A 12,571-nucleotide genomic window follows, 5' to 3' on the forward strand; every position below is an offset into this window, starting at 1 on the left:
AAAATTATATTTCTTGCAATAGAATGAATTTTGTATCGATTTATAGAGTATAATTTTTAAGGTAGTAATATTGTGTTATCCAATAATTTAGAGCATTCCCTCTGCCGGGCTTTTGAATTAGCGGGGAAATATAACCATGAATACGCAACACTTGAACATTTGTTATATGGATTAACCGAAGATCCTGATGCAATTGTTATATTTGATGCTTGCCGTGTAAATATCCTACAATTACGCCATGACATCCAATATTTTATGCAAAATGACCTCTCTATCTTAACAACGAATATCGAGACCAATCCAAAACCAACCACCGCATTCCAACGCGTCATTCAACGTGCCAGCATCCATGTTCAATCAAATGAAGCCCAAGATGTGAATGCCGCCAATGTCATCATTGCTTTATTCTCTGAGCATGAGAGTCATGCTGTCTATTTTTTACAATCTCAAAACCTAACTAAACTAGACGTTTTGAACTTTTTGGCTCACAAAATCACAAAAAAATCTTCCCCTCCGCATTATCCTCATTTATCAGAAGAAAATGACGATCTTGAAGATTTCTTTTTAGAAGAACAAAAAGAACAAACAAACAGCAATAATGAAAACCCTTTATACCAATATTGCGTTAATCTAAATGAAAAAGCAGCTTCGGGTTTAATTGATCCTTTAATTGGTCGGGATGCTGAAATCGAACGAACCATTCAAATCCTTTGCCGACGCACCAAGAATAATCCATTATTAGTAGGCGATCCTGGTGTTGGTAAAACGGCAATTATCGAAGGGCTGGCACTTAAAATCATCAATGGGACCATTCCAGAGGTTTTACGTAAATCCACCATCTATGCCCTCGACATGGGAATTTTAATGGCTGGCACGCGCTATCGTGGGGATTTTGAAGAGCGGTTAAAAGCAATTATCCAAGCCCTACAAAACGAAGAAAAAGCCATTCTCTTTATTGATGAAATCCATACGATCGTCGGTGCTGGATCGACTTCTAATGCTTCCTTGGATGCGTCTAATTTATTAAAACCAGCTTTGGCGAATGGCAGCTTACGTTGCATTGGTTCCACAACCTATAAAGAATATCGTCAACATATTAAAAAAGATCATGCTTTGGTCAGGCGTTTTCAAAAAATCGATGTCATTGAGCCAACCGCAGATGAAACATTCCAAATTCTTCTTGGACTAAAGGAAAATTATGAAAAACATCATAATATTTCCTATACCAAAGAAGCGATTCAAACAGCGGTTACGTTATCAATTAAATATATTCACGATCGAAAATTACCTGACAAAGCACTGGATATTATTGATGAGGTTGGTGCAATCCAAGCACTCTTGCCTGAAAATAAAAGAAAGAAAATTATCAACGTCCATGATATTGAAAAAACCATCGCGAAGCTGGCTCGAATTCCAGAAAAAACAGTTTCCTCGGATGATAAAAAATCATTAAAGCAAATTGACGCAAAACTCAAAAAAGCGATCTTTGGACAAGACCAAGCGATTGATTTATTGACCTCTGCCATCAAAATGTCCAGAGCTGGGTTGCGTTCGTCTGAAAAACCGATCGGCAGCTATTTATTTTGTGGCTCTACGGGCGTGGGTAAAACAGAAGTCGCACGCCAATTGGCACATGTCCTTGGGGTTAAATTAATCCGTTTTGATATGTCTGAATATATGGAAAAACATTCTATTTCCAGATTAATTGGTGCCCCTCCTGGTTATGTGGGTTTCGACCAAGGTGGGTTATTAACCGATTTTGTCGACCAGCATCCTCATTGTGTCTTGTTACTTGATGAAATCGAAAAAGCACACGCTGATATCTATAATATCTTGTTGCAAGTGATGGATCATGGCACGTTAACCGACCATAATGGCAAAGTGGTTAATTTTAGAAATGCCATCATTATCATGACCACCAATGCAGGAGCATCAGAGTTCAGCAAGCCTGTTATTGGATTTGTGAATAATCAAATTAATATTGATAATAACGAAACAATTAAAGAAACTTTTTCCCCTGAATTTAGAAACCGTCTTGATGCCATCGTTCCATTTGCTGCATTGTCAAAAGTAACAATTACCAAAGTTGTCAATAAATTTATTCAAGAATTACAAGACCGTTTAAATGAGCAAAAGGTTATTCTCACCCTGTCCCAACCAGCAAAAGATTGGTTAATTAAGCACGGATATGACCCTGTTTACGGTGCGAGACCATTAAACAGAATTATTCAAGATAATATCAGTAAAATTTTAGCAGAAGAAATTTTATTTGGTCAACTTGTTAATGGTGGAGAGGTTCATATTCATGTGGAGAACGATAAATTAAGTTTTGAATATAAAGCAATGCCCTTGCAAAAACTTAAACGACAAAAAAAAGCTGCTTTAGAATCTTCTTAAGTAATTAATTTTTTCCCAAGCCAGTCAAATATGACTGGCTTTTTTTATGCTCGTTACATTAAGAACAGCAAATCATTCTAGGTAAACTTTGATTATTGGTTTTTAATGTTTTGCTTTTCTTCTTTAATCTTTTTTTCAATTTCTTTTAACTTTGCAATTTTCCTTGCTTTTTTCTCTTTCATTAATGCTTTATGATCTGGATCCCCACCCAACTCTACCTTAAGTAAATTCAAGGATGTTAGAATTTCAGGGTTGGGCTTAGGCGCAACCATTTCAAATTTTTCTAACTCAGCTATCATCAATTCAACCACAACAAGACGTGCAAACCATTTATTGTCTGCAGGAACGATAAACCAAGGTGCTTCTGAAGTTGCTGTCATTTCAATGGCTTCTTGATAAGCATCTTGATATTGTTCCCAGAATTTTCTTTCTTTTGGATCACTTGGCGAAAATTTCCATTGTTTATCCGTACGATCCAAACGAGACAAAAGACGTAAACGTTGCTCTTCCTTAGAGATATTCAAAAATATCTTAACAAACCCGTAACCTTGTCTGTGCAAATAGGCTTCAAAATTGCAAATATCTTCATAACGGTATTTCCAAAAATTTTTATCTTTCATCACTTCTTCAGGAAGTCTTTGTTTTTCCAAAACTTCTGAATGAATTTTGGTCACTAATACTTCCTCATAATGACTACGATTAAATATTCCGATTTTCCCTTTTGGTGGCACGGCAACATGAATACGCCATAAATAATCATGTGCCAGCTCAACAGGACCAGGCTGTTTAAAAGAAGCCACAAAGATACCTTGTGGATTGACCCCTGACGTTACATGTTTAATGGTGCCATCTTTGCCTGATGTATCCATTCCTTGTAAAGCTACAATCAAAGTACGATTATCATTAGCATATAATAATTCTTGCAACTCACATAAACGTTTCACCCGTTTTTTCAGAGCTTTTTTAGCTTCTTTTTTAGTTAAAGAAAGTCCTGCCGTATCAGCAGGATCATAATCAGAAAGTTTAAATTTCTTACCATGTTCAACTTTATATTTTGATCTTAGAATTTCACGAGCGGATTTATCAACCATTATTATTCTCCAATTATTTCAATTTTTAATTAATTTTTCTTGCTACGGCAACGCCTGCAGGTGCCTGACATACAGGCATCATTTCAATCCTATTTATATTTACATGAGATGGTAATCCAACAATCCAACTGACTGTCTCAGCAATATCCTCTGCAGTCAAGGGGGTTGTTCCATCGTAAACCGCTTTGGCTTTTTGAGGATCTTGCAACCTAACTTCACTAAATTCAGTCCCACCACAAAGACCAGGTTCAATATTTGTCACTCTGATCGAAGTACCCAATAAATCTGTTTTTAAATTTAACATAAATTGAGCAATAAATGCTTTTGTTGCACCATAAACATTCCCTCCAGGATAAGGATACGTCCCTGCTATACTACCAAGTGAAAGAACATGTCCCTTCTCTCTTTTCAGCATCCCACTGATTGTAAGCTGTGTCAAATGAATAAGCCCAATCACATTTGTTTGAATCATTTGATCCCAATCTGACAAGGAAATATTAGGAATAGGATCAACTCCCAAAGCCAGTCCTGCATTATTAACCAATACATCAATTTCTTGCCATTCAGCAGGTAAATTTTGTAGGGTCTTTTCGATCTCTTTAGAGTCAGCCATATCCATAACCACAGGATACACATTTCCCGACAATTCTTGAGCCAACTGTTCTAATTTATCTTGACGACGTGCTGTGGCAATCACTTTATATCCATCATGCGCCAACCGACGGGTAATTGCCCTACCAAATCCAGCAGAAGCCCCCGTCACCAAAGCAATTTTTTGTTCTGCCATTATATTTTTCCTTGTTATTAACATATTTATAATAAATTATAAAATATATAGATAATTCGCCACTGAAAAAATCATCATTTAAAACAACTTTACATTATACTCTTTAAAAATCTTCATAATTCCCATAAAATGATTATAGTAATATCGTATTTTGTTTCTTTATAAAAACAAGGTAATATAGTTTTGCATTTCTCTGATCTATCCAACGGTCTTGCGGGTCAATTGTTAATCGCCAGCCCTTTCATTACCGCACCGCCTTTTGCACAAACGGTTATTTTTCTTTGTGCGTACTCTCCACAAGAGGGAGCAATGGGGATTATTGTCAACCGTCATCTTACAAAACCCACTCCCGAAGAGTTGTTACAACAACTCGGCATTGCCCCCATTCCTCCAGACGCTGCATTCTCTGTCAGCGCTGGTGGGCCCGTTGAAAATGCACATGGGTTGGTATTACACTCTACGGACTGGGAAACCAACGGATGTATTCCCGTGACGGACAAGGTTTTGTTAAATGCAAGTCTTGATGTCTTACGAGACCTTTCAATTGGAAAAGGTCCTAAATATTCTTTATTAGCATTAGGACATGCCAGCTGGGCGCCTGGCCAATTAGAAGAAGAATTAAAGAATAGTATTTGGCACATCGCGCCTTGCCATGAAGAAATGTTATTCAGTCCTCATTATACGCAAAAATGGCGTAACGCATTACATTCTATTTCAATTGACCCTGGCAAATTATCTTATTTTATAGGAAAATCCTAATTAGTTAATCAAATACATTTCTAGAAATAAATAAGAAACCTATACAGAAAGAGTTCATATCATTCTTTAACAACTATGATTGTCTACGCTCTTCTTCTTTCTTATTATTCCTAGAATATCGTCCAGCTTTTCTGTCTGGATGGTTACCTAACCCTTGAACTTCCCAGTAAAAATCAGAATAAAGTGTGCTTAGATCAGGATATTAAATGTCTAAACCAGAATCACTTATTTGATACCCAGCACAACTGATAATTCCATCAATAAGAGGAGCGTCAATTTCTACATTTAATTGTTTTTTGTAAATCTGTTTGAATAATGGTTCTAATATTTCATAAAATGTTCTCAGAAAAACATCTTCTTGTTTATATTCATTTAACAGACTTTCTAATCGTTCTGCGCATGCTATTAAATTTTCAAAGTTCAAAGAGGGTTTAAACAACTTAACCATTTTGATTTTTTATTTTCTTTTTCATTAAAATATCAACTTGCTCATCTTGCCCTAGTATAAACGGATGCTTACTGAAAGCAACAAAACCGTTTTTTTGATAAAATGCAATCGCTTTATGATTATGTTCCCAAACACCAAGCCACACATAATCCACCTTTTTTGATGCTGCAATCGACATTGCATGTGAAAATAACGCCTGCCCTATCTTTTGCCCATGATATTCGTGCAGGATATATAACCGCTCTATTTCTATTGCATGATCTTCTTTAAACTCATTTTGAGCCATACCAAAATTTAATTTGATATATCCCACATACTCCTCTTCTATCTTGACCATATAAAATTGTGAAAAAGGATTATTTAGCTCTGAACTCAACCGTTCTACTGATAAATTATTTTGCAAGTAATCATCCATATCTTCCTTGCTATTCACCATATAAAAAGTATCAAAGAAACTTTTTTGAGCAATAGATTGCAAAACATGCACTTGTGTAATGGCTACGTGTTCGATTATCATTTTGTGAACTTACCTTTGAAATGAATATTGTACATAGAATAACTGCAACGTATAATATTTCAAAAGACATACAAAAAAAAAGCATGCTACTTATACAGCATGCTTTTTTTTAACTTTAATGATTAAAAATTAATCTAAAAAACCATCCTGTTTTACAATCGATAATACCGTTTCAATGCGTTTAGAATAGGTATGGTCTTTTAAAGTTCTGGCTTGTGCTTTTCTAGCTGTTTCAAGGATTAATTCTGGATTATTTAAGTATTTATCCAATATTTGTTGGAAATCATAACAGGTTGAAAACACTGGTAACTCATCACGTTCATAAAAATCATGAATTGCATAATTGTCTTCATGAAATAACTGCATTGCACCCGCAGCAGCAACCTCAAACGTTCTGGGACCAGGATTAGAAGGCATAATAATAAAGCGTTTATTTTCAAAATGCAAACTACGACCCAAATTTAATACAATTTTAGAACGTTGATATAATTCAATCAACTGAGCTTTTTCGATACGTGCATCTGAAAACCCAATTCCGAACTCACCCCAACCTGGACCAACAATTTTAATATTCAAATCAGCTAAAGCAGGTTTAATACTGCGCATTACATCTTTACGGCTACCGAATGCAACGCCACAGAACATCACATCAATGTTTTTTTCAAGCGTTTCATCGAGAGGTCGGTAATGTAATTTCTCACATGCAGCTAAAGGCAAGAAATGTGCATGTGGATGCTCGTAAAAATTAGTCCCCCAACGATCACACGAGAAAATCACATCAAAATCATCAACAACACGATAATTGGCATCTTGTTCATAAGGATCTTCTGTTGCCCAGAAAATCGTTATTGCACCAACAGCTTTGGCTTTTTGACAAACTTCACCAAAATAAGTGCTTTCTGGTAAATAAGAACCAATAGAGAATACGATTTTAGGTTTGATATAATCAATTGCTGCAGAAGCACCCGCGATATTTGTTGAAATTACATTTCCTTTACCAAAGACACTTTCCCAACCAGACATGATGGCTTCACGAATTTGCGCATTTGCTTGGGATTCATATCTTCCGCCACTGCAAACCAATACTTTTCCACTCATTTTTTCACTGATAACCTTGGTCACAGCGACATTTTTGGGTGTTGTATCAGCATTGGTTAGATTTTTAGTTGTTTTCTTTTTAGATGCTTCAGTAGCATTCGATGCTTTTGTCGAAGCCTTTTTTGGGGTTGTTCTTACTGCCATTTTGCCCGTTCCCTATTGGTGAGAAATTACTTGTGTTAAAATTTGTTGAAGATTGTCTCTAAATTGCTGTTCATTACATTCTTTATCAATACGTGACAATGCATTATGACGCAGTGTATTCCATAATTTTTCCTCTTGATAAAGCCGAACAATTTGTGATGCAAAAAATTCTGGATTGTAGATTGATGCTGCCAAAATATCTGTATCGTCTGTCCAACCCAATTGACCAACCAATAATTCAGTTGCCACAATTGGAATACCAAAAGATGCTGCCTCATGTAACTTATAGGGTATCCCACCAGCAAAACGTGTTGGCGCGATACAAACACGATGGTCATTGTATAAATAAGTTAAATTCTCTACAGCGCCTAATAATTTAACCTGAGGATATTTTGCAAATACCGACATATCAACTGATGGATGCACATATCCAGCAATGGTGAAAGTAAAGTCGTGACCCATTTTTTTTATAACAATGGGGAAAATTTCACTCAAGAACCATTCCAAACTATCAAAATTCGGCGATAGAGAATCATGCAAAGCACCCACAAACAATAACCCAGCTCGGTCTTCCCATTTTTTTGGAGTTGGTCGGACATTTACCATATGCCCTAAAACTGACACTTGATCAAAGCCCGTTGCCTTTGCATAATTGGCATCAATTTTATTCACCGTGACCATTATCTGACAATGTCTTGCACAAGAAAGTTCACGTTCCAAACCAACCTCTAATGTATCCTCTTCACCCTTGTTAAGACCCAAGACATCTTGACGCAGTAATGTTCTTGGTGTTGCGATAACTTCGGTATCTAAAATCAAACAATCATGAGGAATATAACGATTGGCCTCGCCCATCATTGGCAAAATACGCTGTAAATTATGGGTGCGCCCAATCCAAATGGCGTCATAATAGCCAGCACGTTTGAAAAAGAATTCAGATATATCATCAATCGTTTTATCATAAAGCACTTCAACTGTTTCAGGTAAATCAGAATAGATTTGGAACAAATGAGGATATTGATTGTTAATTGGATACACCGTTACACTGTACCCCAAATTTGCCATTTGGCGAATAATGTCATTTGAGCGCACATATCCTGAACCTAAACTGCGCAGGGGAACTCTATCCTCTATAAATAGAATACGCTTGCTGTTCCCTATCCGTTCACGAGCAATAACAACGTTATCAGAATGCCTTGGATGTTGAAAACATAAAAAATCAGCATGAGCTTTTACAAATTTCTGATGGTTACGACGTGTCAAACCACTTGATACAATAGGATCACTGGAAGCATATTCCATATGTTCCACAACAGCATCAGGATGATAAACAACACGGTATCCTGCTTTAAGTATCCTTACACATAAATCAGTATCCTCGAAATATGCTGGATAATAAATAGGCGAAAACCCTTCTAATTGTAACAATATAGACGTCTTAATCGCCATCATCGCAGTAGAGCAATAGTCGACATCACGAACAAAATTCGCCTCAGGAATTGACGGATCATCCCCCCGTAAATAGCCAATTGTTGTCCCATCTCGCCAGATAATAGAGCCCGCTTCTTGTAAATTACCATCAGGATGAATAATTTTCCCCCCAACAGCTGCGATATTATTTTTCGAAACCAAGTGCTTACATAAAATATCAATCGCACCAGGATATAAGTAAATATCATTATTCAAGAAAACTGTAATCGGTGCTTTGACTTGCTCAATCAAGTAATTACAGGCTCTACCATAACCAAAATTATAGGCAAATTTGGTTAAATGAGCACCTATCAAACAATTTTGTATAAAACGCGTATCATCTGTTGAATTATTGTCGCCAATAAGCAGCTGAATCTTGCCCTTATAATTCGCACGCAAAGAAGCCAACGCGGTCAATGTCACAGCCAGATTATTTTTAACCAACATAATGACACTGATGTCAGGTTTTCCCTCATAAGAAAAGTCCAACTTTTGATGCGCTACCGTAGGCAACATAAAATGTGCTTTTTTCCGAAAATATTCCCTAGACTGAACAGTTTTATTGCTTAACCGATAATGAGAATCTTCTGGAAGATGATCGATCCATGCTTCTAGACGTTTATCAAAGACCCAATGCCCAAAAGCATCCCTGTAAAACCCATTTTCAATATCATCACGCACAGAGCCAGACAGATAATATTTTCTTAGATTGACATCTGGATGAGGATTCCTGCATTCCAACGAGCCATGTAACAGAAAATGTTCATAACCGTTACGGAATTTACTGCGTTTGCTTGTTGAAATTACACCTGCTAAATCAGGATATTCTTCTACATAAAATTGCTCAGAAAACCATGGTAAAGGTTCAAATAAAGTTGGTGTTGGATTCATAAAATAATGCTGTAAAGCACTCGTATATTTCCCCGCCTTTATTTCAACTAGAACTTCGGGATATCGATCTAAATACCATCTTGAATCAAAATACAACGAAACCGTTGCCCTAAGATCAGCTTTACTCATATTTAGCAAGTAATTACGAAATGGGAAAAAAGTTTTTTCCACATCACCCGCTTCGTAACAATGACGCTCATAAACTAACGGATCAAAATAGAGTGATCCTGTTTTACGTAACGCATCCCCCTTTTTTAAATAATGGTCATAAGCATTTACATACTCAGAAGACGCATTAATTTCATAAGAAAACTCGGGATTATGATACAAGTAATAATCAGAGGAAAACAACCAGTGCGGTTGGCATTTTTTATGCCCTATACGACAATAATGATCGAAACCAGCTTTAAACTTTCCTCTTTTAATATCTTTTTTTACAAACCCATATTCATAAAGATACCATTGTTCGTCAAAATATGGATTAGGCGAGTGCCCCAAAAAACCACCAATTTGTTCGTAATATTCTTGAACATTATCAATGCCACAAATCTCCATCTTTTGTGGCACATCAGGGTAAACCATCAAATACCACTTCTCATCAAATTGTGCCCATATGGCACCTTGATATGATTTTTCATCTACGAGAATGTCGCTGATATGCATATAATTTTCGGCATCATCCTCTTGCAAGTCTGCGACATTATAAATATCTGCATGACTGGCTAGCCAATGAACATAAACATTCGGATACACGCCATTATTGATATCTCGTTTGACCTCTTTTTTAAAAGAATATAGGTCTAAATTAATCGGTAACGAAGGCTGTAATAATAAATCAATCCCTCTATCGATAAAATGTGCATACCCATTTCTGTAATTTTCTTCTGATCCTAATTCTTTAAATAAGTCAGAATACTCATTATTGTAAAATTTTTCATCAAACCAAAGCAAAGGTGAATAATTTTCTGGATCATCATTCGTTAAATAATGATGTAATGGGTTAATAAAACAACCATCGTCAATTGATACCTGTACATCAGGATATTGTTGCATATACCAATCTGGATCAAAATACCAAGATGTTCTGGTTAAACCGCTGATCGTATCGATATACTTTAAATAGTGGGAATAAGCACCCAATCCCGATTGTATTGGAAAATTGTAATGACCCACGAAAAAAGCAGGGTCAAAAAATACACTTCCACTAATTCCCTCTTTATCGCCCGCACGCAAATAATGATCGTAGCCATTTGCAAAACCATTTCTTGCCAGGGTTTCATCTGTCAAATGTGTCAATTTTTGGCGATAATACGCCTCGGAAAATAACCAATGCGGTGAATATGTTTGATATCCCAAATGACAATAATGTTCAAAACCAGAAATATATTGTTGCTGTTCGATTTGGTTTTGAACTTCTGGATAATTTTTAAGATACCATTGTTCATCAAAATATGGATTAGGAGAATGCCCTTTGTAACATCCAAAAGAGTGATAATATTCTTCAACATTATCAACCTCCAAGGCTTTCATCTCGGATGTGACATTACTATATTTGCGAACATACCATTCCTCATCAAAATCTTTCCAAAAAGCCTTACCAACATTCGACGTAGCAATGGGACGAGGCTCTTTTTTAGAATCCGTCACAGATAAAAAAGGGGGGGATTGCTCTTTTTTCTCAGTGTCAGAGGTTTTTTGATATTCCGCAAATTTAATATCTTCTTTCTGAGGTTCCACTGTAAATAGGGATTGATCTTCCTCTACCGTCAGAACTGGAAAATCTTCATCCTCATTAATGGTTGGTTCCTCTACTACTTTTTGAACAGAATCGTTACCTTGAACATGCGTTACTTCTTCAGATACATTTCTCTGTGCAACTGATTCTGGTGTCGCCTGAAGATTATTTTCAGGAACAATATTGATTTCTTCTTTTATTGCAGGTGATTGAGCGTCTCTAAAATCGGTAATATTTACCTTTAGTTCATTACAATAACGATCAAATAGTACGTGATCTTCTTTTGCAACCCAATATTCAAAAATATTATGAAACATATGAGACGATACAGCGTTGATGACTTCCTCTTGTAATCCAAACTGCTCTAAATCCAAAGTCTCATTTGGCTTTCGCTTTTCTTGACAACCATACAAAATAAAATGCATATATCCATTTCTTAGAGGTTGACCAACACCAACAGAGGCAGCAACATCGCTATAATGTTCACAATAAAATGTTTCCGAAAAGTCAGCCAAAGGGGAATAATTAAAAGGTGTTGAGTTTGATAAATAATGATGTAATCCGCAAGAGAATTCAAAACATTTAATCGAATTTTGAACCTCTGGATATGTATTTAAATACCATTTTTCATCAAAGAACCAAGAAAGCCTTATTTCGCCAGCATTATCAGTCATGTTTTTCAAAAAAAACTGATAAACCCCACCAGTTGAGGATATTGGCTCATAATTATCTTGCTGCAACGAATAAAGATGAGGATTAAAGAAAAGGCTTCCAGAATATAACTTTTGATCGCCTTCATTTAAATAGTGATCATAACCATTTTTATAACCAGCAAAATGATTGGTCAATTCATTATATTGTTGTTGATAATATTCTTCTGTAAACAACCAGTGAGGTGAATGATCCTTATATCCCTCACGACAATAATGATCAAAACCAGACAGAAATTGATTTGATTGAACAGCTTCGGCAATAGTAGGATATGTATTTAAATACCATTTTTCATCAAAATATGGATTGGGTGAATGCCCTACTTTTCTTCCTTTTTCTTGATAGTATAAGTAAACATCTCCAGCATAAATATCCTCAATTATAGGGAGAATGGAAGCATAACGTTTACGATACCACTCATTGTCAAATTTTTCCCATTTTGGAGCCAAAATATCTTTTTTTACCATGTTATCAATCAACTATACTATAAAAACAATCTGGTTTATTAAATAATAAACCAGAT

Annotated in this window: 8 protein-coding genes; 2 read left to right on the top strand and 6 right to left on the bottom strand. The window is 36.0% G+C overall.

The genetic code is table 11. From position 1 onward, the window contains the following. Window positions 1-72 precede the first annotated feature (72 nt). The gene (gene clpA / locus QJV33_RS01290; protein ID WP_281461618.1) at window positions 73-2,397 is read left to right on the top strand and encodes an ATP-dependent Clp protease ATP-binding subunit ClpA; all 2,325 of its coding nucleotides are present in this window, start codon (window positions 73-75) and stop codon (window positions 2,395-2,397) included. 92 nt (window positions 2,398-2,489) lie between these two features. Here clpA and QJV33_RS01295 read toward each other — a convergent pair whose 3' ends face one another. Both QJV33_RS01295 and QJV33_RS01300 read right to left on the bottom strand, forming a co-directional pair. Then, window positions 2,490-3,488, bottom strand: coding sequence for a PPK2 family polyphosphate kinase (locus QJV33_RS01295; protein ID WP_281461619.1), 999 nt, complete (start codon window positions 3,486-3,488; stop codon window positions 2,490-2,492). Between the two features lie 25 nt (window positions 3,489-3,513). Further along, a complete protein-coding gene (locus QJV33_RS01300; protein WP_281461620.1) occupies window positions 3,514-4,275 on the bottom strand; it encodes an SDR family NAD(P)-dependent oxidoreductase in 762 nt (253 codons plus the stop codon). Between the two features lie 183 nt (window positions 4,276-4,458). On the opposite strand from QJV33_RS01300, the gene QJV33_RS01305 reads away from it, so the two are divergent. Then, window positions 4,459-5,034, top strand: a complete 576-nt coding sequence (locus tag QJV33_RS01305) for a YqgE/AlgH family protein (RefSeq protein ID WP_281461621.1) — start codon at window positions 4,459-4,461, stop codon at window positions 5,032-5,034. A 202-nt stretch (window positions 5,035-5,236) separates the two neighbouring features. On the opposite strand, the gene QJV33_RS01310 is transcribed toward QJV33_RS01305, so the two are convergent. The 4 genes from QJV33_RS01310 to QJV33_RS01325 form a co-directional block, all read right to left on the bottom strand. Continuing rightward, the gene (locus tag QJV33_RS01310) at window positions 5,237-5,482 is read right to left on the bottom strand and encodes a hypothetical protein (protein WP_281461622.1); all 246 of its coding nucleotides are present in this window, start codon (window positions 5,480-5,482) and stop codon (window positions 5,237-5,239) included. Then, window positions 5,475-5,999 (bottom strand): GNAT family N-acetyltransferase, encoded by a 525-nt coding sequence (locus tag QJV33_RS01315; RefSeq protein WP_281461623.1) that lies wholly within the window; start codon window positions 5,997-5,999, stop codon window positions 5,475-5,477. The genes QJV33_RS01310 and QJV33_RS01315 overlap by 8 nt, the downstream gene beginning before the upstream one ends. A gap of 129 nt (window positions 6,000-6,128) precedes the next feature. Beyond that, window positions 6,129-7,097: a CgeB family protein gene (locus tag QJV33_RS01320; protein ID WP_281463362.1), complete on the bottom strand. Its 969-nt coding sequence runs from the start codon at window positions 7,095-7,097 to the stop codon at window positions 6,129-6,131. Between the two features lie 156 nt (window positions 7,098-7,253). Beyond that, window positions 7,254-12,515, bottom strand: coding sequence for a glycosyltransferase (locus QJV33_RS01325; protein WP_281461624.1), 5,262 nt, complete (start codon window positions 12,513-12,515; stop codon window positions 7,254-7,256). Between the last annotated feature and the right edge of the window lie 56 nt (window positions 12,516-12,571).

This window comes from Commensalibacter nepenthis, assembly GCF_029953305.1.
Lineage (GTDB): Bacteria > Pseudomonadota > Alphaproteobacteria > Acetobacterales > Acetobacteraceae > Commensalibacter > Commensalibacter nepenthis.

What these genes read in the sequence shown, in the direction of transcription:
- QJV33_RS01295 (WP_281461619.1), bottom strand. Translation starts at nt 3,488, where the DNA reads ATGGTTGATAAATCCGCTCGTGAAATTCTAAGATCAAAATATAAAGTT.
- QJV33_RS01300 (WP_281461620.1), bottom strand. Translation starts at nt 4,275, where the DNA reads ATGGCAGAACAAAAAATTGCTTTGGTGACGGGGGCTTCTGCTGGATTT.
- QJV33_RS01310 (WP_281461622.1), bottom strand. Translation starts at nt 5,482, where the DNA reads ATGGTTAAGTTGTTTAAACCCTCTTTGAACTTTGAAAATTTAATAGCA.
- QJV33_RS01315 (WP_281461623.1), bottom strand. Translation starts at nt 5,999, where the DNA reads ATGATAATCGAACACGTAGCCATTACACAAGTGCATGTTTTGCAATCT.
- QJV33_RS01320 (WP_281463362.1), bottom strand. Translation starts at nt 7,097, where the DNA reads ATGAGTGGAAAAGTATTGGTTTGCAGTGGCGGAAGATATGAATCCCAA.
- QJV33_RS01325 (WP_281461624.1), bottom strand. Translation starts at nt 12,515, where the DNA reads ATGGTAAAAAAAGATATTTTGGCTCCAAAATGGGAAAAATTTGACAAT.